The organism is Paraburkholderia youngii (assembly GCF_013366925.1).
GTDB lineage: Bacteria > Pseudomonadota > Gammaproteobacteria > Burkholderiales > Burkholderiaceae > Paraburkholderia > Paraburkholderia youngii.
The window spans coordinates 1,585,531-1,606,075 of sequence record NZ_JAALDK010000001.1; the positions used below are offsets into that span (position 1 = coordinate 1,585,531).

Below are 20,545 nucleotides of genomic sequence, written 5' to 3' on the forward strand. Positions count from 1 at the left end.
CACATATGAGATTTTCATGTCAACAAAAGTTGTCGCGGACGGATTACGTATTACGAATTCTCGAATGGGCTCAACGATCAAAGCATCAAGGTCAAGGTACGCGCCTGTTCCCGACAGACCGCGCCGAGCGACTCCCTATTGCCCGAGGGCGGCCATATGCAGTGCTGGCTCAAACCGACGGCAAATGGGCAGCCGGGCACGTCACCCGCGACAGCTCCGTCGGTCTGCGAATTCGAACGTGGGGATGGCTGGTTCGCTCCCTTCAATCGGTCCGCTCTAGACCTGCAAGTAACAGTAGAATCCACAGGGCCGCCGTAGGTGATGTTGCGGTCCAAGGCAAGGGAGAATTAGGAGCGCTGTGCCTCAACCCCGACACGGCAGACGCTATGAAGATGCGACATATCGTGAGGCGCTGACCTAATCATCTGAAAGTGGATGCATGATGGAACGCGCTTTCGCGGGCGGCACACGCCGCCGCCGTACACGCTCGCGAACATGTCATGAGCGCCACGGATATTACTCCCGCGCATGAGGAGGCAGACGATCTGCCCACCAGGAGCCCCTATACAGATCTGTTCGAGCCGGACGGCGTTTTTACCGCGAAATTAGAGGGTGTGCTGTAAGGTTGAGACCTTCTGCAAGGCGGCCTCTTTTGCCGCGCGTTGACCTGCGCTGCGGTCAGCCATTCGCCCAGCTCCAACACGGTCCGCATGGTTTCCTGGCGGCGGAGACGCTCGGTCAGCTGGATCATGCGGAACCTCCTATGCGGAAATTGACGTCGAATGCGTGCCCGTCCAGCGCGAAAGGATCGCGCAGGTTGTGCAAGTGCTCATTGCAGATGCCGATCTCAGTCATCCGCAACTTGCGCAGCGGACTAACCATGCACCTCCCCTGCCACATGGTCTCTCGCAGCCTCCAGCACAGCCGAAGGGGCCGACGTTATGACTTCGCGCGGGCGCTTGCCGTGCAACATGCTGTTCGTCGACTCAAACCATGAGGCGATCCGAAGAGGCGTGTATCCCTTGAACACCTTCAGGATCTCCACCATTTCAGCAATCGGATTTCCTAGCACGTCAAAGACGTAGCCGGGATACAAGGTCTCGCCAGCCCACTCGATGGCAAACACTTTACCTTCCGCCTGCCACTGGTCCGCCGCCTCCGTACTTACTCCCGCGCTCTCCCGCTTACCGACCGTCTGTGCCGTCAACCAATTCGTACCGTTGAGCACCGCTTGTGCCGCCTTCGCCTCCATCCCGTCGCGCAAAGGTGCGGCCTCCACCTTTGTCCTGTCGTCTCGTTGCGCTTTCTCCATCGCCCGCTCCGTGATCAATTTTCGGGTTCACTATGCATGGCCGACCACACTACATCGCCCGCCGAAACGACCGCCTCCTTGCCACCGACCAGAGCAAACAGCGCCCTCGCAAGTTCGTTGAGTTTTGAGCGCATGCCTAGCCGTGTAACGCACCTCTCGCCTCTACCTGCGCCGCGAAAATCACACTCCCGGGGTCCCTTGGCGAGCAAATCGAGGTGCCGACCAGCATCTTTGTTCCTGTACATCCTGACTCAATAACGGGGCTAGACCCAGATCCCATGGCGGATGCGCTCGAGAGTCGTTTGGACACGGTCCACCCCAATTACGGCCGACAGCAGTCGACCGGTCTGGCCATTCCGAGTGCCTGGTTAGGCGTCAGCAGCCATTGAATCCCGATCACGGAATTTTCAAACACGTCCGTAGCATCCTCGTATGCATGGACGATCCGTGCCTCCAGACCGACTGGATCCACTTGTCCGGCTGGCTGACCGCTTTCGAGCCGCGCCCGGATGCGCATCAACACGCGCTCGGGGTCGGGCTCGCCAGGCCACGATTCTCCACATGCATCTCCCATCCCATTCCTCATCTCGTCCGGTACCGGAAACGCACCTCCCGCCGCTATCATGCGGCACGAGCGATCGCCCAGATGGCTCCGCCTTCAATCGTCAGGACCACAGACTATATTGACGATAAACAGTGCCCGACGCTGGTCAGGCGGCCGGCTCGTGCGACTCATCTCGTCAGCGTTGGCCGCCAAGAAAGTCGAACCAATCGTGCGCATAGGCGCAGCCGTGATCGGGAATGGACGAACCGCTCAGGTTCTGATCAAAGAATGTTCGAGTGGGCTCCGGGATCTCGTCCAGCCGCACGTAATGGTGGCCCGCATCGTTCGTCCGGACCGTCACTGCGGGTTTCACAGGTCGCGGTGGAAGTTCTTCGCGACCGTCATTGAGGGCAGCCGCGACGCAGCGCGCAGTGAGATCCCATACACTGCTCGCCCATCGCGGATAATCTCGGACGAATGCAGGCTCGCCGACCACACCGAGCGACGCTTCTTGCAAGATCACCCTATAGTCCCCAAGTGCGCCGTCGCCCAGCCGCGCAATGTCCGCCGTTGCGATGACACGCTTCGCGCATTCACTTCCACAAGGTAGCAACTCAACGGTGACTCGCAGCATCCGACTCACCTCCCCTTCAGCGACTCTGGGAATTGCGAGAGCTGTGAAGCAACTTCTTGGTAGCCAGCGCATCCGATCTGGACGTCGGCGATTGAGAGTAATCCTCCCTCAACGTTCCCCACAGCGTCGGAAGTGAATTGCTTGAGAGCTCAATGTCGGCGTCTGACGGGAAGTGTCGCAAGAGTTGAATGGCCAGGGTACGGACAAGGCAGTGGTTAAACCGGCCGGTATGACCAGCAAGTATCGCGAGTAACTGTCTCGTCCCACGCACGGAGCGGGTCCGTTCTGCAGGCGTCGTCATCGCACCCTCCATTGCTTGCCGCACGACACGGGGGCTAGCTCAAAACAATCCCATTTACATGATTATAGTCTCATATATGAGATATGCAAGCTGCGGCAAGTGGCATTTCCAGGCATACTGCATTCCGATGGGGGAACGCTGGCGGCACAAAAAGTAACGCGACCACGGCGAGGGGACTCTCCTGATCATCTACACCGCACCTGCAACCTGTCGGCTGCATCGGCGCCACACTCGGGGTGCTGCCAAGGTGATAAAGCCCACGCAGAAGATGAAGTCGGGGTTAGGTTACGTCTGTGAGGTCCACGCGAAAATCCGCTCGACCCAATGCCCTCATGCACTGCAAGTAAAACGCGAAGCTAAAGCTACCTCTAGACAGCTTGTTCGCGATAGATCGTTCAGTCTCGCTCCCTTCGCGGAGTGCCTTTGATGCCCGGTTGACTCCCGCCCAGCTCACCGAGACGTTGGGCAGCACTGCCCGCCTTAGCTGGTAGGAATTGGCGCAGTTTCGTTGTCAGTTCGATTGCGTCATCAGGCAATGATAACCATGACGCGCACAAGCTATCGGAGTAACTAGCCCAAGCGAATGCCAGATCATGATCCGTATAGAAGCGACCTTGTTCACCGAGACAATCCCTCATTTTCCGAATGGCGTCGGGATACGCTTTGACAGACTTTTTGGCCTTGACATGCAGGTCGTGGGGCCACACTGGGTCCATCCACGACTCAGGTGGCGAGATCCGCAGCCATGCTCCGAGCGTTTCCTTGACGCACTGCTGGCACAGGTCGATTTCGACCGTGCACCCATCACCGAAAATCGAATCGAAGCCTCCGCGGAAAGAGACTGACAGAATTTCTTGCCACTCTGGATCGTCGGGCGTCATGCGGCGCTGGCAGCGATCACAGGTACACGCGGCAACGTCCTGCACGACTTTATCTTGATATTCGAGCATGTTTCACCAGTGAGTGTGCTTGAGAAGGATCGCCACCAAGACGGCCATTGAGACCGACGCGCAGACATGCCACCCAAATGATGCTCCACTTCATGCAGTCGATCGAACGGGGCGTCTCCCCAGCGGACTACCCGTGCGGTGCTCCTGCCACGTGGTCCCTCGCATCCTCCGGCACCGCAGCCCGGGGCGGGCGCAGCCGTATTGGCATGCAGCGCACCTTCGCGAGGACCACCACCCGTTATGCTCGTCCATCGGTTTGCCAGATCGTCAAGACCTCGCGTCGCTGTCGGTGCGCTTCACAATCCTCCGACTCACTGCGTCATCCCCGACTTGGCGAACATGTTGGGCGTCCGGACACAATGTCTCGTTGTTAGACTCATTCGATTCCGACATTGACGGACCCGAATCGCCCCCGTGCAACGCTCCCCATATTGTCGGAAGTGAACGGCTTGAGTGTGCGATGTCGGCGTCTGACGGAAAGTGGCGCAACAGTCGAATAGCCAGAGTCCGGACAAGCGCATGATTAAACCGGCCGGTGTGACCAGCTAGTATCTCGAGGAACTGTCTGGTCCCGTGCACCGAGCGTGTGCGTTCTGCAGGTGTCGTCATTTCGCTCTCCGCGCGCCCTGACGGCACGTCCACACCGGCCAGTTCGCACCTGCCAATCGTCATCTTGATAACAAGACTATAGTCTCATATACGAGATGTTCAAGTCGGAAGCGATGTTGGGGGATGTATTAAAACGTCAAAGCGCGACTCACGCCGGTGTTCCCAACAAGCCGCGCCGAGAGAATCTGCAGTCTGAAGGCACCATGGTTTATGTTGTCCAGAAGAGCGGCCAAGCCCGGCAGGTGCAATAACGGAGTTACGTTACGTCAGTAAGGTCTATGCGGAAATCTGTTCGTCCCAACGCTCTCATGCATTGCAGATAAAAGGCAAAGCTGAAGCTACCGCGGGACAACTTGTTAGCGATAGAACGCTCCGTCTCGCTGACCCCAATGGCAGCGAGTGATACGGCTAGTTGTCGATAGCTAACGCCGTGCCGAACAAGCTCCGCACGAAGCACGTTTCTCGCTACCTGATACCAATCCATCCGCCGCGCCCCCGCAAAAAAGGCGCATTATTCCTTGCCTCTCTCGGATATGCCTCTATAATCCCACATATGGGATTTTTACATCCTTTTTGGGATCGCCATGCCACCTGGAAAATAACGTGCAGATTGATGCCCTGCGCGCTACATGCTGCTAGGCCCCTTTCGGCTGGTTATTGAGTGCCACGCGGACTTGGATTCAGTTGCACTAGTCCCGCCATCTCCACCGTAAGAGGTGGTTCAATGTGCGCGATCACTTCGTCCTCTACGCCCATTCATGCGCGGCCCATTGGATAAAAATCGGCAGCTTGGCCCCTGAAAGCTCGTAGATCTCTAGCCGAGACCTCGCCTCACTATGAGTCCAGAAAGCGCGCATCGCTCAAGAACATCGTACGAGTCAGCAATGGTGACGTTCAAAAATGGACAAAGTCGGCAACCCGCGCGGGTTCACCCCGTTCGAAATACCGGTTGACTTCGTATGCTGTATTTCCCCTCGCCTTATCCGGACGAATTGTTAGGCGGTCTGCTTATTCGGGCTTGCCACCATCTTGGCTTATCGCCGACTGCACTGGTTCATTTGCTAGGGGATGGGTCAGGCGATTTGTCTTTCGTTTACCCTTCGTTTTTCAACGGCATTTCGCGCCTCACCCGCGTTCCAACTCAGGAGTTGCTAATAAACCATACTGTTTTCCCTTATGCAGCGATAGGTCTGTCGACACAAAAGCGCTCCATCCTCGCGCGTGATTTACTGTCAGCGTCAGCGCGCGGAAATAGCGTTCGCCTCCGCTCTACTCTCGGGCTTCACATCGAGGCGCTTTCGTGCCGACGTTATTGCGAACAATGTTGCCATGAAGACCGCGACCGTAACGGAGAAAGTTACTGGCACACGCAACACATGCTGCCCGGCGTTTTTGTGTGCCCGCATCACGGAAAGACACTCCATATCTCAGGTATTTCAGTGCTGCCAAAACTGTCGGCAGGCAACGCCAAGCTTCCCCAAGAGGTCACGGGACAACCTGGCAACTGGGGCCTCGACGAGCAGAGCATGAGACGCCTGGCGAGAGCCGTGTTAGACACAACGGACTTGCCCGCGCACACCTGGGACACAGCGAGTTTAGAGTATTGCGCCATCGTTTCTTCGATCGCCGCCACGCACGAACATCGCCATTGGCATGTGGACCCGATGGTAGCTCAGTTTGGTCGTTTCTATGGACTCGAGTTCCTCCAAAGAATCGGTCTCGGCTTGACGTCCCTGGATACAGATGCGTGGCCGGCAACGCTGTTGCGCGGCGCTCACCCATATTTACTTTTGCAGTTGCGCCACATCCTGCTTCGTCTCTTTCTTCAAACCGCGTGGAGGCCTAAAGACCAGACACCACACAAACCCTAGATTGTCACAATTGCTTGCGCAATCGTCCCCTTCATCCACCGGAACCAGCGCTCCACGCCACGGCAGTCTGCGACTCGATCCGATTTGTCGCTGCTCACTGACATGTCACGCTGGCGCCCCCGTTCGCAAACACAGATTACGGTCGACATTCAAGCCCGTGGGCAGCCTAGCAATTCGCTCGTGCTGAAGACTTACGCGGCGCCTGGAGCATCGCGCCCCACACAGCCACAGGATGTTCAAGTCGCTCGCGTGGAAGCATCAGATGCAGCTTTGAGACCACAGGCTAGGGCGCCGACGTCGGCTTCACCAACGGAAGCAGCGCTGCCTACTCGGTCGCCATCCTTATGGCCGTTGACCAACTGGCGCCCCGAAGCAGGAGAGATCAGCCAGACTGCATGTCCGAACCGGATGGACTTGCGTGTCATGGAGCGAGCGCCTGCGGAGCACTCCATCACCACGATGTAGGCTTGAAGAGTTGCGAAGAATTCGATCAACTGGATGCGATATCTTTGCTAGCCGCGACGAGCTTACTCTTCCACAACTCAAATTCCTTTGCTCGACCAGCAATGCTGCGCAATTTCCCGCTTTTTTCCACTGACAGACCCCAGACTGGCAATCCCCGCTCACGAAGGTCATTAACCAAATGAACTATCTCAATGTTAGAACTGGAGTTCATCCGAATTCGGGAATGCCAGTGAGACAAGAACATACTAAACATCTGGCATAGGTTAGTGAAAAAGGCGGACTGCAACTTGTCATACCGTCCCTTCCTAAGTACTGCGAGTAAAAGGCCACACTCGAGATATCCCTGCATTTCATAATATCCATCGATGTATCCTTCGACATCACCGACCGCCTCGGCCCGCCTCATGCGAAAAAAAACCGTATTCAGCAACGCCCACTGACTCGATCGACCGAAGTAGCCGCGCACCTTTCTTTCCCTTGTACTATGAAAAATATCTCCGCACGAGAAAGAAGTTTCCAGATCATGCGTCTCGGTGATCTCGAATCCCATCCCTTCCACGCTCGACAACAGTGCATCAAGATCCGTCAGATCCCACGAACATCTCTTTGCTATCTTCCAAATTGGCGCGTCAATCAGCTCATCAAAAAGCGCACACCTGTCTCCGAATTTGGTCCTACTCGAAGCGACGACACCGTTCTTGCGCCTCGCCGAGGCATCGAATGAACCGATAAATCGACTCATCCGAACAAAACGTTGCTTTACCGCGAGAGGGCTATCCGTTAGGTTACACATAGCTTGCGCCATCGTGTGCGGCCTGCTACTGCCCGCGATTTCTGCAACAAGTCGAAAGAAGAGAAGCCATCTGACGACATCTAATTCCCTTTCGCGCGTCGCGTGGTTCCACCTTAAGTAGTCTCCCGGATCAAGCTGCAGACAGTGATCAGCGCACCGCTCAACCAGCGATATGGGTGTAAAGGACCGGGCAAGATCTACGAACATTTTTCCTCCCAAAATGTTACGTGACAACTCGACAGCTTGGAGACATCGTATGCCTAAAAAAGAAGCGCCCTCCGCCTATGCGGCGCAGCACGAACCCCGGGCGCGCAGTACCGCTAAAGCCGAAACTAAACTGATACATACGGCCTGTCGTGGCAGTTAATCGTTATCTACATAAAAGAACAATCTCTGTATACAGGAACCGCTAATGCGTGCGCCGACCAGACGGTGTCTTTCGGCGCATAGTTTCTCGGAGGAGTAAATGGGACGCGGAACAAGAAATATGACTCAGGACGTCATCAAGCGATGGCGGGCGGAAGGACGCTGCTCTGGAGTGAAGCAAACCTATAATCCCCTCGTTGGAAGCGTTCGACCTCTGGTCAGAAGGCAGTGTCAACTTTACATACAGCACCAAACTCGGGCGCACTGTACACCTAATGTCAACGCCCGAATCCAATACTTTCCGCGGCCTCATATTGCCGACCATCGTTCTCGACATAACGGAACAGTATCGATTCAACCGAGACACAGGTCAGCCAAGCGCCTCCGGTGATCCCTGTAGGTTTCTTCGTGGTAAGTCAAATTGATGCTGTCAATTGTCTCGCGACGCACCAGTGCAAGATTCACGAGGATACCTGATAGCGTCGTTCGGCGCATAGATTTCTCGGAGGAGTGAATGGGACGCGGACCAAGAAAGATGAACGAAGGGATCATCACGCGATGGCAGGCGGAAGGACGCGGCTCCGGAGCGAAACAAACCTATAAACCATGGTTGGAAGTGTTCGACTTCTCGTCAGACGGTAACGTTAACCGAATATACAGCAACAAACTCGGGCGAACAGTACATCTAATGTCCACTCTGGAAGCCCAAATTTTCTACGGATTGGAATGGCAGAAAACAGTTAAGGAAATACGGGAACAGTATCCGCTGGACAGGGACATAACTCTGGAACTCGCAAGCCATCTTGGAATCCAGCATCCCTACTATCCCGGAACCCAGGTCCCTACGGTGATGACTGTAGATTTCTTCGTGGTAAGAGAAATTGACGCTGTCGATCGTCTCGAGACGTACGATTGCAAGACCGCGGAGGATGCAGAGGACGAGAGAACAATCGAAAAACTAACAATCGTCCAAAAATATTTTGCCGGGATGGACATACCCCATCGACTAATATGCGACTCAGAGATACCCCAACAAAAGATGAGGAACATCGAATGGATTCGCGGTGGAACTATTAAGCCCGGGGAAGAGGAATCCTACCCAGACGCCCTGCTGGGGGGCGTGCGTTGCATGGCGAACGAACTGGAATTTTCAAAACGAAATAGTCCCCTGTGGCAGTATTGCCAGTCGTTTGAAATCCGCCACGGCCTCCGTACCGGCGATGGGTTAAGGATTGCGAAGATCCTTATGCATGAGCGCATCCTGCTTTGTGATCTTAACAATCCGGATCTCGCGAGTTGCCCGCTCGCCGCATTCAGGTTCAACGCGACATCGCGCGACCACCGATTCGCAGCCGCGAGGTAATTCGTCACCCCGGCCTATCCCTCACCAATCGAGTCAACCTAGGCCGCTGATTCGCATTCTTGGAAATGAAATCATGGAATCGCCAACTCCCCACCCCGTCAGCAAAGGCATCGCGAAACATCAACGGTATGCCCTACCCAAGCTTCCGATAAACGCGGTTTACCAGGACGAACACGGAACCCGCTTCCGGCTCCTGGATGTCTGCCGAGATGACGCCTGGGTCATCGATCTCACCAATCACAATAGTTCTCCAACCGGCCGCCGGTACTCTGTGTTGCTCAAACAGATTGATCGCCGTCGTCTCTTCGTGATTGAAACCGGCGTCGGCAACCGGACGCCCACCTCACCTTCATCAGTGGCGCGAAATAGAGCGGCATATGAAACGATACATCCTTTGGTCGTGAACCCTGCTATCTATGATCCGGAACAGCGCCGGCGGTTAGTAAAAAAGACAGCCAAAGAGACCCGTCTTTCAAAGAAAACAATAAACGACTACCTACGGAGATATTGGATCGGTGGTCAGACGGAGGATGCACTGCTCCCTCCGTTCGAGGCAATTGATTCGAGCCAGCATGATCTGAACGATTGGTGCGGGCGTCCCCTCAAAGTATATGACGACGGGAGTAAAGAATACTACAGCGAAAAAGTCCGCCAGATGTTAGTCGATCGCTTTCCGCCCCTCGATGAAATGCGTAAACAACATACAATCCCGCGAGGCGAGCGACCGTTCACTCACGAATTTCGCTGCATCGACCAAGCATCGATTCCTTTGGAACATGTATTCCGTAATCGGAAAGGTACTAAAGCATTCGATCGTGACCATAATCAACACTCACCCAGCACGCCGCATAACCTAACCGCTGCGGACCACCTGCACGAAATTGACGCTACGATCGCCAATGTGCGCCTGGCCGGGACAGGCCCAAATAAAGAGATCGTCGGAAAACCGACTATGTATTCAATTTTCGACAGCGTGAGTCGACTTTGCGTGGGCTTCCACATCCATTTCGAGGGTTAGATCTGCGGATTTGAACGGAAACCGGCCCTCGGACCCTTAAGAACAAGCAGACCGCCGACTCGCGAGGAACATCCAGCTCAGCAACTTCGGCCCAACGCTTGTGATCCGCGTCAACCGCCTCCGATGATTTGCATTTGGGAAGTAAGACCATGAGATCGTGTCCTCTCACCCTCGTCGGAAAGCGCGCGGCGAACGGGCAACCATTCGACCCACCCATACTTCTGGTCAGGAACGACGTCTTCGCAGACGAGAATGGAACGCGCTTCCGACTTTTGGACGTATTCGAGAATGACGCCTGGGTCTTCGATCTTACCAATGACAACTGTTGGCCCAGGCTGCGCGACTACTCTGACCTGGTAAAGCAGGCTAAGGACCGTCGTCTATTCGTGGTCAAAACCGGCGTCCACTGCCAACCTACCTTTCGCTCCCCTGCAGCAGACGCGCGAAAAAAATCCGCGTATGAGGCGATAAAGCCCTTGATCTCCAACCCGGAGATCTACAATCCGAGGCAGCGCGGAATATTGGTAAAAAAAAGTAGCCGAGGAGACCGAGCTTTCAAAAACAACAGTAAACAAGTATCTACGAATGTATTGGACTGGGGGTTTGACAGAGGATGCACTGCTCCCTGCCTTCGCCGATATTGGCACAAGTCAGCACTATCAAACCAATCGCCGCGGACGTCGCACCGAGAAATACGAAACGTACCAAATGAATGAACAGGACATTAAAAACATAAAATTTTCCATTAAAAAACACTATTTTAAAAATCCGACAGCAACGCTCGCAGACACATTTTCCTGGATGCTGGGCAATTACTATTCCTATCTCGACGGAAATGGAAAATCAGACAACAAACCACTAGGCGAACGGCCATCGGATCATCAATTTCGCCAGGTCGTTAAACGTTCGTTTCCTTTAGCACTTATATTGCGTAAGCGAAAAGGAAAAAAAGATTTTAATCGCGACCACAACCAACATTTGACCGGCGCACTGTACGACGCGATTGGCGCGGGCCACATATATGAAATCGACGCCACAATCGCCGATGTATGGTTGGTTGCAAAGGCTAACCCGAAAAATATCATCGGAAAACCGACTATGTACCTGATTTACGACAGATGGAGCCGACTCTGCGTCGGGTTCTATGTCGGCTTAGAGAGTGCATCCTGGGAATCCGCAATGCAAGCGATTCTCAGCATCGCGGAGGACAAGCAAGCCTTGTGCAGAAAGCATGACATTCCGTACGATCCCTCGGATTACCCCGCCGATGGCATATTTCCTTCTAAGTTTCTGGGTGACTGCGCAGAAATGATCTCTCGCAATAGCAACCGGATATGCGAAGGAATGGAAGGGACAATTATCAATGCTTCGCCGTTGAGTCCACAAACAAAGGGAACCGTCGAATGCGGTTTTAGATTAACCCACGTTCGAATCGCTTCCGTTGTCCCCGGCTACGACCCACCAAGCAACGCGAAACGTCGGCGAGGAAAGCATTTTAAGAATGATGCGTGCCTCACCGTTGATCAATTTACTAGCGTCATATTGCTATCGATTCGATTGCACAACCACACTTTGATGAAAAATTATCAAGCTTCGCCGGAAGTCATTTTGCGAACCCGACCGGTCCCGATCGAACTCTGGAATGACAGTGTCATAACACGGGTTGGCAAAATTCAACGGTACAGTGAAGACTATTTACATCTTAGATTACTACCACGCTCAGAGGGAAAAATCACAGAACGGGGAATCCTTTTCAAGCATTGCTACTACTCCTGTCCCGAACTCGAAAAGAAAGGTTGGTTCATAGCGGCCGCAAACAGAGGACGATCAGACGTTTCGGTGTCGTTTGACCGGCGCCTGGTTGACACAATCGTTGCTTACGATCCCAACGACGGAAAATTGGCATATAGATGTAAGTTGACCAAACGTTCCGAATGCTACAAAGGATATTCTTTTCCAGAGGTTGAGTACGTTATTCGTAAATTAAAAGAAGTGATTGCAGACGACGAGCAGGACAATCAGCAAAGGCGCTCGGATTTCAGAAAAGACACGTCTGCGATCACGGTTCCGGCACATGCAGCAATGAAAGTGGCTACCAAAGGTAGATCAAGAAGTTCTCGCACGGCCGATACGGCTTCTGAACGATCTGCGGAAAAAACCGCAAGACGTCAGACGGAGGCAGCCATGCCTAACATCGGCGGCGAAGATCAGGATGTAGCCGGTTGCGAGGCATCGGGGTCGTCGTCGAGTGTAGTCGCCGTCCCATCTGAAACCAAGCAATTTGATGCGTCCAATGGCAACAGGAAAGTTTCTTCATCGGTTGATCCCGGTTCGTACCCACATGACAAAAACGTCGAGAATGTGCCGAAGCCGATTAGCATCGAGAAACGCCTTGCTCTGAAAAGACAGGAGTTGCAACGTGAATTTCAGAAATAGTACCGATTCACGTGTCGTCATGACACGGTGTCAGGAATTCCCAAAGTATCAGCGGAATCCACTTGTCGAAGCGCTGCCCCGATATCCGCAGGACGGTGAATGGGGTGAACTTCTCCGCACCATTTGGCGTATCGATCTTAACCGAAAGCGCGCGGTCCGCACATCAACAACTCCGGATGATCGCACCCTTGCAAGATCTCGAAGTACGCTCGGAGCGGCGTACCCGAGTCGCTCGTGCAATCGAGACGATGCTAAGAGGTGACTGTAGTGGTCGGGTTCCACGCAACGCTCAGCAGGTCGCAGCCCTCCCAAAGTTTGATGAAAGAGGCGTGCACGGCTTTGTACAAAGTTCAGCTTGCTTCATCGGTATTTCTGGCATGGGGAAAACTTCGAGTCTCCTCCGATTCCATCCTGATCTCCGCACCCCATTCTTCATCTCTAACATGGAATCGATGCGTCTTCGACAGTTCATGAAGTCCGTACGCATTCAAATCAGTATTGGCTCGAAGCTACCAAGTAGCGGGGATACGCATTGCTTACAAAAGACAGGAGGTGCGACGTGAGTTCCGAAAACACTGGATCGTATATCGTCACGGCACGATACCGGACAGAGGACATTCCGCATTACAAGGGAAATCAACTTATCGAAGCATTGCCTCGATCTCCGGATACCGATGAATGGCATGATTTTCTTTGGGCGAGGCCAAAATTTGATCCGAAACAAAGAGAATGGCCGCCACAACAACGATTCAAGATGATCGCACGCCTGTTAAATTTTCATGTTCCCTTAGAGCGACACATTCGACTCGCTCATGCAATAGATACCATAATAAGAGAAGGCTATGTAGGTAGAGTTCCTCGCACGGCCTCGCACGTCGCCATCCTCCAGCAGCTTTATGAAGCTAGACAGGCGGGCCACATTCTCAGATCTGACGGAATGGACGAGCAAGACTTTGCACAAAGATCCAGCTCTTTTGTTGGTGTTTCTGGCATAGGAAAAACTACAACCCTCCTACGCATACTTGACTTCTATTTCCCTGCTATTTTTCATCCAGAACTCGGAGTTACTCAGATTCCATGGCTTCACGTAGAAGCTCCTGCAGATGGCACTTCTGTGAAGGGGCTCGCAACTGCAATCCAACGTCAGTTAAAAGCACTGGCTCCGGACGCTGTACCCTACAAGGATATTTCGTCGAGAAAGTACGCTAACGAAACAATTATGATGAATGACACCGCGCGACTTATGCACCTGTGTAACGTTGGTTTGTTAATCGTTGACGAAATACATAGACTGAAATACGATGGAAAAGGGAAGCTAAATTTATTAAACGTGCTTGTTGCTGCGTCCAACGAGTTAGGTGTACCGGTACTATTCGTTGGAACGAGCAAAGCGAGCAAGCTATTGGGACTGGACTTCAGTCCCGGCCGACGTTCGGTCGGAAGCGGGTTTACTCCTTGGAATCTCTTGGAAGCAACCCACAACTTCGAACGTGAAGAGCGTGGCGAGTGGGAGCATTTCATCGAGGCGTTCTGGCCTCTTCAGTGGTTGCGTAAACCGACTGAACTCAACCCAGAGCTGTCAAAGCTAATGTATGCCTATTGCCAGGGACTGGTTGATATTGCGTTGAAGCTGTTCGTGGCGGTTCAACTAGAGGCAATCTTCGACGGGAGCGAGACCATAACTGAACAGGGCATCAAGCGAGCATGGGAAAACCACTTCACCCTCATTCATCCGATGATCGCCGCATGCCAGTCTGGCGATAAGACAGCGCTTGAACAGTACCAGGATATCGCTCCGATTGAATTTGAATTACTTTTACAGCAAGTAAAGTTCCAGTATCAAAGCCCCCGTGATCCGAGCGCCTCTCTTCGCCCTGGCGACAAAAACTTCGCGCCAGCAGTTGCAAATCAACTCGTGAGCTCGGGTATGGAGCCTCATCGCGCTCTTGAGAAAGCGAAGCAGGTTGAATTAAAAGGAAAGGCGAAAAACGTTCATGAAGCGACCAAAGCAGCCCTCGTCGGCAAGACCATTCCAACCCATCCATCAAAACGGAAAGCGAAAGCAGATTCAGCCATCGCAAACCCGGATTTGGCGCCCGATGACTACCGGTTAGCCATTCGCGCTGCCCGAGAAGAAGGTTGTTCTGTCTTCAGCAAACTCCGCAGCATGGGCGCGCTATTCGATTTTGACGCTTCGCTTGAGGAGTGAACACCGTCCACTTTCCACCGCTCTTATGTCGAGCCCACGCTAGGTATTTCGATCCACGCCGCTCGACATTGCCCATCACTTGGCTGAATCGATACGTTCAGCGAGGTATCAGGGAGCTACCATGTGGTTCGATCGAATCTATAGACAAAACAACGAATACTTTGTCGTTGACGTTTCTGCTAACGGAAAGAACAATTTTATTGACATAGCGACCGCCTACAAGAAGAAGCAAAATATCGAGGAAAATATCCACCTCAGGGTGGCAACGAATTTTACGTCGTGGCAACGTGCGTCAGCAAATCAATATGCCGATGGCTATTCAATCCCGAAAAACGCAACAATACATCATATTGTCTATCGCTTCATAAGCAACTTAATTACCATTTTTGTTCCAAGCTGGGTACTACAATGCGATTTGTTTTCACCTCCCTCGGTAATTTTTAAATATCTTTACTGCGTAAACGGATTTGAGCGTTTATGTCACCCCGAATTACTAAACGATAAATATGTTGCCTGCCTTCACGCAAAAGCGAAACATTTTATTCTAAGAAGCAGCAAATGCGGCATGAATCGTATTAATTGGTTCTTTGCCTTTCCATCTGCGTATCGAGCATGGATAAGCGTTTATAAGTTTGCACGCCAAGGTAAAATCGGAATTGATCTTCCGGAGGCAGACATTACCTGCCTTATACATGGAAAACAGGTTGGGAATGTCATATTTGCAAGAAGAATTCGCATATTGACGCTTCGCCCCAAGGAAACTCCAACAGAATGGGCGCAATCCGATCAAAACGAGATCCGCTTTGACGCAAGTGGTTTGCGGGAGGTTCAAGCCCGTCGATTAACGGATTTTGATTTATCGAGACAGAATGGAACTTCATCATTGTCCGATATCGAATGGGGATTGATTGAGCCGATAGCAACAAAATCTAGCCGACGCGATCCCATGCAACAGCGACTTGTTATAGACGCGATTCTCGAAAAACTTACGGAAGGAAAGCCATGGAGCGCGGTCAATCGCCCCGGGGTTGCGGTACTTGAAGCGTACTATAGTATGGTAAGGAATGGTCGGTGGCGAGAGATCCGAACCATTTTACTTCGGCGTCGAAATACCGCCGAGAGGTCATCGCGGAATAACGATAATATGGACATTTGCCCAATCGCAACCGGGAGACAGGTTCAACGGTTTCTGGCGAGGACAAAAGATCCTGAACTTTTGCCACGATATTGGAGCTGGAACTGGGGAACCTCGGATGTCGAGTGGAAGGCTATCAAGGTTATTGTTACCGGGACCAACGGCAACTCCCAATATATGTGTCACCGCGCTCGCCTGGTTATTGACAGCATCATCGAAAAACTTGGAACCGGGAAGACTTGGTCAGATATCGTGACTTCTAGAGGCGTGTCCCGAACGACGCTCCTAGGCGCCTATCAAAAATTAAATGCTGACGGCCGTTGGGCGCAAATCCGCTCCGTGCTCGGTAACACAAGAGCCAAAACAACGATCGTCGATTTTCCACCCAGGGCTAAGGGTTGGCAGCTTTCAGAGGCAGAATGGAAGACCATCCAACCTATCGTAAACAGGTGTGACGTTTCCCGGTCGAGCTTGCATCGACGCGCTCGCCTGCTGGTTGACTGTATCGTCGAAAAACTTGGACGCGGAACGTCGTGGGCGGATGTTGGGAGGAGTAACGGCATCTGTCCGACAGTGCTTAGCAAGACGCTCGCGCGTCTGAAAAGCGACGGTCGGTGGCAAGACATTTGTTCTGTTCTTCGCAACACCAGAGGGTTGGCTGACCGGACCGTGACGAAAGGAAAATGACGTAGGGGTCTTGTGCGGACGCAATGAACACCGCCTGTCTCGATCATATCGCGATCAATGCCGGTGTGTGAGCCAGGCAGTTCGCGTTCACTATAGACGCGCGGGCCCATCCACACGCACGGCTTGGCCGTCAAGCAATTGGATAACAGTAGTTGCGGGGTACACAGGTCGTAGGTTCATTCCATATGAACGGCCGGCCTTGCAACCACGTGTTGCAGAGGCTTTCCTGGCATCATCTTTCTCGCGAAAATGGGGCGGATTGTTGACTGCAGCGTGCGGCGGCTTCGGTCAAGGCTATAGTGAAGCAGATACCGCGTTCAGGAGCGAGCGCGGCTCCGGGCAGTTTCAGCTCTCACCCCAAAGGTAGAGGTACAGACCCGCGCCATCCAACGAGTTGTCCGGCGTCGCACCGAAACCTAAAGGTGCACGACCATTAGGGCTCAACAGACGATGTGGCGAACGGCCCGACAACTTTGATTGCAAGGCCAGGACAGATTTCGTTTGCCACGCGAAAAATGAAGCGAACATGCCTTGGGCCGATATTCATTGCAACAAGCATGTATCTAAAAAAATGGCAATCCCTTTGCTTTTAATAGTTTAGATAACGTCCTCAGGAGAGCTTTCGTTTGCGAGCCACCAGCTCTGGCGCCCTTCAGTGACTCCAGATTGCGCGGCCGACGTCGGCGGGATCGCGCAAGTCCGCAGACAGCGCAAGCGCGGCGCCGCCGAGTTCCCTGGCGGCGGCTTCCAGCCGCGAAGAGTTTGTTCCGATCACCCGTAAGCTCACTCCACCAGCGCTTCCCGATGCGCGTCGACGAAGTCAGCCATGCTGTTGAAGCGGAAGTCGAGGTTCGGCTGCGAGCCCGGGTCCATCGTCGCGCCGAAGCCCGGCTTCGAATGACGACGGTAAATCCAGCACGACGCCAGCCCGAACTCGTTTGCGGGCTTGTGGTCATGAAAAAGGCTTTCTGCGGTGTGAAGGATTTTTCCCTTCCTGATGCCCCGCTGATCGAGCTTCTGAAGCATGTACTCGAAGTTGCGCGGCGACGGCTTGTAGGAGCCGACGTCCTCTGCCGTGATGATCGCGTCGAACTCAACCTGCAGCCTCGCGTTGCTGTAGGTGAAACTTTCGTTGTCGATGTTCGACAGGATGACCAGCTTGTAGTGCTGCTTCAGATATTGCAGCGCGGCCGCCGAATCGGGGAATGCTGGCCAGTTTCTGATCGAGCGACCGTACGCCACGCATTCTTCGTGGGTGTAGGGGAGGCCCCATTCCTCTGCCATGCGCTTATACACGATGGACAGCAGTTCCTGATAGCGCTTCGCGGGCGTGAATATCTGCTGCGACGACTCGTGGCGAGCGTGGGCTTCCAGAACCTGGTCGCGCGTGAGCGGCGTCCTGGCTCGCTCCAGCAGAGGCTGCAGGGCTTCAAGGATGCCACTCTCCCAGTCGATCAAGGTGCCGTAGCAGTCAAAAGTCAGTGCCTCGAAATCGGTCAGTTTCACGACTCCCTCCTGTCAGATGTCCATGATGAAAATCACAATGGATTGAGCAACTGCCGGAACCAGAACTCTAATGCAGCAGCGAAGCGACAGCGTCATTTCTCTTCGCAAACCCTGGCGTTTTCCCGAATGCGATCCCACGCCGAAGCGGAGCTAATCTGATCAACCGGTCCAACACCTGGAGACTTTATGCGCCCCCTCGTCATAACAATGGCTGTCCTGACAGCCGCCGGCATCTCCGCATCCGTCAACGCTCAATCGGTGGTCACCTTCGGTCACTCAGCTCCACTCACGGGCCCGCAGGCGCCGAACGGAAAGGACAACGAGAACGGCGCCCGCCTCGCTATCGACGAACTCAACAAGAGCGGTGTCACGGTTGCTGGCCAGAAGGTAACGTTCAAGCTGGACTCCGAAGACGATCAGGCAGACCCGAAGATCGGCGTTCAGGTCGCGCAGAAACTCGTCGACAGCGGCGTGATCGCCGTGCTGGGCCCGTACAACTCGGGCGTGGCGATTCCGGCATCGCGCGTCTATAACACGGGTGGCGTACCGATGCTGCCGGTTGCGTCCAATCCGGCGCTGACGAAGCAAGGCTTCAAGAACATCTTCCGTATCGGCGCGAGCGACGAGCAGCTAGGCGGGACGATGGGCCAATTTGCGGCCAAGACATTGAAGGCCAAGACCGCCGCGGTGATCGACGACCGCACGGCCTATGGGCAAGGCGTGGCCGAGCAGTTCATCAAAGAGGCCAAGGCAAACGGAATTCAGATCGTGGACCAACAGTTCACGAACTCGTCGGCGACTGACTTCCTCGGCATTCTGACCAGCATCAAGGCCAAGAATCCGGATGTCGTCTTTTTCGGCGGATACGCTGCTCAGGGCGCGCCGATGGCCAAGCAGATGCGCGCACGCGGGCTGCGTGCCAAGCTGCTTGGCGGCGATGGCATTTGCTCGGCCGATATGGGTAAGGTCGCCGGTGACGCGGCCTCCATCGTGTATTGCGCCCAGGGCGGCATTGCGCTCGACAAGACCCCAGCCGGCCGCGAGTTTCTGCAGAAATACAAGACCGCCTTCAACACCGACACGCAGGTCTATGCGGTCAGCTATTACGACGGCGTAAAACTGCTGGCCGATGCGATGGTCAAAGCAGGCACCACGACCGACAAGGCAAAGCTGACCGCCCAGTTGGCAAAGACCGACTACAAGGGCGTGGCAGGCACCTACTCGTTCGATGAAAACGGCGATCTGAAGGGCGCACCCACGACCGTCTACGTGATCAGAAACGGCCTTCCGGTGCCGTACGGGCAGTGACGTTCAATCGAGCAACCCCAAAGCACCCATGAAAATCACCCGCACAATTTCAACAGTCGAGGTTCACACCGGCGGCGAAGCGTTCCGTATCGTGACGAGCGGGCTGCCTCGTCTTCCCGGCGACACCATCGTCAAGCGTCGCGCGTGGCTGAAAGAGAACGCCGACGAAATTCGTACCGCGCTGATGTTCGAACCGCGTGGTCATGCGGACATGTACGGCGGATACCTGACCGAACCCGTTAGCCCCACGGCAGACTTCGGGATCATCTTCGTCCACAACGAGGGTTATAGCGACCACTGCGGGCACGGCGTGATCGCGCTGTCCACCGCGGCGGTCGAGTTGGGGTGGGTTCAGCGCCAGATTCCCGAGACCCGCATTGGCATCGACGCTCCTTGTGGTTTCATCGAGGCCTTCGTGCAATGGGATGGTGAACACGCCGGCAACGTACGTTTCGTGAACGTTCCATCGTTCATCTGGGAAGCGGATGTCACGGTTCAGACGCCGTCGTTTGGCACGGTCAGGGGTGACATCGCGTTCGGTGGTGCCTTCTACTTCTATACGGACGGTGCACCGCACGGCCTCGCGGTCCGCGAGTCTTCAGTCGAGGAACTCATCAGGTTTGGCGCCGAGGTAAAACAAGCCGCAAATCACGCTTACCCGGTTGAGCATCCCGACATCCCGGAAATCAACCACATCTACGGCACCATCATTGCCAATGCGCCGCGGCACGAAGGCTCCACGCAAGCCAATTGTTGCGTGTTCGCCGACCGTGAGGTGGACCGTTCGCCCACCGGCTCAGGGACGGGCGGGCGCGTCGCGCAGCTCTATCTGCGCGGCGAACTGGCCATGAACGAGACGCTCGTCAACGAGTCCATCATCGGTACTGTCTTCAAGGGGCGCGTACTCAGCGAGACGACCGTCGGCGACTTCAAGGCGGTCATCCCCGAGGTCGAGGGCAGCGCCCATGTTTGCGGCTTCGCTACCTGGATCGTGGACGAGCGTGACCCGCTAACTTACGGTTTCCTCGTCCGATAATC

General features: G+C 54.2%; 18 protein-coding genes and 2 pseudogenes. 10 read left to right on the top strand and 10 right to left on the bottom strand.

Features of this window, described 5'->3' with window-relative positions; all coding sequences use genetic code 11:
• Positions 1-562 precede the first annotated feature (562 nt).
• The 8 genes from G5S42_RS07295 to G5S42_RS44130 form a co-directional block, all read right to left on the bottom strand.
• Positions 563-751 (bottom strand): hypothetical protein, encoded by a 189-nt coding sequence (locus tag G5S42_RS07295; RefSeq protein ID WP_176106157.1) that lies wholly within the window; start codon positions 749-751, stop codon positions 563-565.
• Between the two features lie 123 nt (positions 752-874).
• Positions 875-1,312: a hypothetical protein gene (locus tag G5S42_RS07300; RefSeq protein ID WP_176106158.1), complete on the bottom strand. Its 438-nt coding sequence runs from the start codon at positions 1,310-1,312 to the stop codon at positions 875-877.
• 740 nt (positions 1,313-2,052) lie between these two features.
• Complete coding sequence (locus G5S42_RS07305) at positions 2,053-2,490, bottom strand: hypothetical protein (protein WP_176106159.1); 438 nt, start codon at positions 2,488-2,490, stop codon at positions 2,053-2,055.
• A gap of 16 nt (positions 2,491-2,506) precedes the next feature.
• Positions 2,507-2,803 carry a BPSL0761 family protein gene (locus G5S42_RS45435; protein WP_312883534.1) on the bottom strand — a complete coding sequence of 99 codons (297 nt, stop codon included), beginning with the start codon at positions 2,801-2,803 and terminating at the stop codon, positions 2,507-2,509.
• A 268-nt stretch (positions 2,804-3,071) separates the two neighbouring features.
• A complete protein-coding gene (locus tag G5S42_RS45440) occupies positions 3,072-3,263 on the bottom strand; it encodes a DUF6471 domain-containing protein (protein WP_312883535.1) in 192 nt (63 codons plus the stop codon).
• Entirely contained in the window at positions 3,187-3,741 is a 555-nt protein-coding gene (locus tag G5S42_RS07310; RefSeq protein WP_176106160.1) for a hypothetical protein, read from the bottom strand. Before G5S42_RS07310 ends, G5S42_RS45440 begins: the two co-directional genes overlap by 77 nt.
• A 267-nt stretch (positions 3,742-4,008) precedes the next feature.
• Positions 4,009-4,413 (bottom strand): BPSL0761 family protein, encoded by a 405-nt coding sequence (locus G5S42_RS45445; protein ID WP_312883536.1) that lies wholly within the window; start codon positions 4,411-4,413, stop codon positions 4,009-4,011.
• 193 nt (positions 4,414-4,606) lie between these two features.
• Complete coding sequence (locus tag G5S42_RS44130) at positions 4,607-4,834, bottom strand: DUF6471 domain-containing protein (RefSeq protein WP_246391844.1); 228 nt, start codon at positions 4,832-4,834, stop codon at positions 4,607-4,609.
• A 475-nt stretch (positions 4,835-5,309) separates the two neighbouring features.
• On the opposite strand from G5S42_RS44130, the gene G5S42_RS07315 reads away from it, so the two are divergent.
• Positions 5,310-6,221 carry a TniQ family protein gene (locus tag G5S42_RS07315; RefSeq protein WP_176106161.1) on the top strand — a complete coding sequence of 304 codons (912 nt, stop codon included), beginning with the start codon at positions 5,310-5,312 and terminating at the stop codon, positions 6,219-6,221.
• Between the two features lie 490 nt (positions 6,222-6,711).
• On the opposite strand, the gene G5S42_RS07320 is transcribed toward G5S42_RS07315, so the two are convergent.
• Positions 6,712-7,686, bottom strand: coding sequence for a hypothetical protein (locus G5S42_RS07320; RefSeq protein ID WP_176106162.1), 975 nt, complete (start codon positions 7,684-7,686; stop codon positions 6,712-6,714).
• A 694-nt stretch (positions 7,687-8,380) separates the two neighbouring features.
• Between G5S42_RS07320 and G5S42_RS07325 the strand changes: the two genes are divergently transcribed.
• From G5S42_RS07325 to G5S42_RS07345, 7 genes and pseudogenes are all read left to right on the top strand, one after another.
• Positions 8,381-9,208, top strand: a complete 828-nt coding sequence (locus G5S42_RS07325) for a TnsA endonuclease N-terminal domain-containing protein (RefSeq protein ID WP_176106163.1) — start codon at positions 8,381-8,383, stop codon at positions 9,206-9,208.
• Between the two features lie 73 nt (positions 9,209-9,281).
• Positions 9,282-10,226 (top strand): hypothetical protein, encoded by a 945-nt coding sequence (locus tag G5S42_RS07330; protein ID WP_176106164.1) that lies wholly within the window; start codon positions 9,282-9,284, stop codon positions 10,224-10,226.
• Between the two features lie 149 nt (positions 10,227-10,375).
• A pseudogene (locus tag G5S42_RS46165) lies at positions 10,376-10,606 on the top strand (hypothetical protein); the annotation flags it as partial.
• A gap of 160 nt (positions 10,607-10,766) precedes the next feature.
• Positions 10,767-10,847, top strand: a pseudogene (locus G5S42_RS46170) (hypothetical protein); the annotation flags it as partial.
• Between the two features lie 87 nt (positions 10,848-10,934).
• Positions 10,935-12,662 (top strand): TnsB C-terminal domain-containing protein, encoded by a 1,728-nt coding sequence (locus tag G5S42_RS07335; RefSeq protein WP_512882185.1) that lies wholly within the window; start codon positions 10,935-10,937, stop codon positions 12,660-12,662.
• A gap of 559 nt (positions 12,663-13,221) precedes the next feature.
• Positions 13,222-14,871 (top strand): AAA family ATPase, encoded by a 1,650-nt coding sequence (locus tag G5S42_RS07340; protein WP_176106166.1) that lies wholly within the window; start codon positions 13,222-13,224, stop codon positions 14,869-14,871.
• A gap of 121 nt (positions 14,872-14,992) precedes the next feature.
• On the top strand, positions 14,993-16,693 hold the full coding sequence (locus G5S42_RS07345; RefSeq protein ID WP_176106167.1) for a hypothetical protein: 1,701 nt from the start codon (positions 14,993-14,995) through the stop codon (positions 16,691-16,693).
• A 783-nt stretch (positions 16,694-17,476) separates the two neighbouring features.
• Here the strand turns inward: G5S42_RS07345 and G5S42_RS07350 are convergent.
• Positions 17,477-18,199 (bottom strand): haloacid dehalogenase type II, encoded by a 723-nt coding sequence (locus G5S42_RS07350; protein ID WP_176106168.1) that lies wholly within the window; start codon positions 18,197-18,199, stop codon positions 17,477-17,479.
• Between the two features lie 186 nt (positions 18,200-18,385).
• On the opposite strand from G5S42_RS07350, the gene G5S42_RS07355 reads away from it, so the two are divergent.
• Together G5S42_RS07355 and lhpH are read left to right on the top strand one after the other, a co-directional pair.
• Positions 18,386-19,507: a branched-chain amino acid ABC transporter substrate-binding protein gene (locus G5S42_RS07355; RefSeq protein WP_176106169.1), complete on the top strand. Its 1,122-nt coding sequence runs from the start codon at positions 18,386-18,388 to the stop codon at positions 19,505-19,507.
• A gap of 28 nt (positions 19,508-19,535) precedes the next feature.
• Positions 19,536-20,543 (top strand): trans-3-hydroxy-L-proline dehydratase, encoded by a 1,008-nt coding sequence (gene lhpH, locus G5S42_RS07360; RefSeq protein WP_176106170.1) that lies wholly within the window; start codon positions 19,536-19,538, stop codon positions 20,541-20,543.
• The last annotated feature ends 2 nt before the right edge of the window (positions 20,544-20,545 follow it).

Coding starts and splice junctions, on each gene's coding strand:
- G5S42_RS07295 (WP_176106157.1), bottom strand. CDS start 751: ATGATCCAGCTGACCGAGCGTCTCCGCCGCCAGGAAACCATGCGGACC.
- G5S42_RS07300 (WP_176106158.1), bottom strand. CDS start 1,312: ATGGAGAAAGCGCAACGAGACGACAGGACAAAGGTGGAGGCCGCACCT.
- G5S42_RS07305 (WP_176106159.1), bottom strand. CDS start 2,490: ATGCTGCGAGTCACCGTTGAGTTGCTACCTTGTGGAAGTGAATGCGCG.
- G5S42_RS45435 (WP_312883534.1), bottom strand. CDS start 2,803: ATGGAGGGTGCGATGACGACGCCTGCAGAACGGACCCGCTCCGTGCGT.
- G5S42_RS07310 (WP_176106160.1), bottom strand. CDS start 3,741: ATGCTCGAATATCAAGATAAAGTCGTGCAGGACGTTGCCGCGTGTACC.
- G5S42_RS45445 (WP_312883536.1), bottom strand. CDS start 4,413: ATGACGATTGGCAGGTGCGAACTGGCCGGTGTGGACGTGCCGTCAGGG.
- G5S42_RS44130 (WP_246391844.1), bottom strand. CDS start 4,834: ATGGATTGGTATCAGGTAGCGAGAAACGTGCTTCGTGCGGAGCTTGTT.
- G5S42_RS07315 (WP_176106161.1), top strand. CDS start 5,310: ATGCTGTATTTCCCCTCGCCTTATCCGGACGAATTGTTAGGCGGTCTG.
- G5S42_RS07320 (WP_176106162.1), bottom strand. CDS start 7,686: ATGTTCGTAGATCTTGCCCGGTCCTTTACACCCATATCGCTGGTTGAG.
- G5S42_RS07325 (WP_176106163.1), top strand. CDS start 8,381: ATGAACGAAGGGATCATCACGCGATGGCAGGCGGAAGGACGCGGCTCC.
- G5S42_RS07330 (WP_176106164.1), top strand. CDS start 9,282: ATGGAATCGCCAACTCCCCACCCCGTCAGCAAAGGCATCGCGAAACAT.
- G5S42_RS07335 (WP_512882185.1), top strand. CDS start 10,935: ATGAATGAACAGGACATTAAAAACATAAAATTTTCCATTAAAAAACAC.
- G5S42_RS07345 (WP_176106167.1), top strand. CDS start 14,993: ATGTGGTTCGATCGAATCTATAGACAAAACAACGAATACTTTGTCGTT.
- G5S42_RS07355 (WP_176106169.1), top strand. CDS start 18,386: ATGCGCCCCCTCGTCATAACAATGGCTGTCCTGACAGCCGCCGGCATC.
- lhpH (WP_176106170.1), top strand. CDS start 19,536: ATGAAAATCACCCGCACAATTTCAACAGTCGAGGTTCACACCGGCGGC.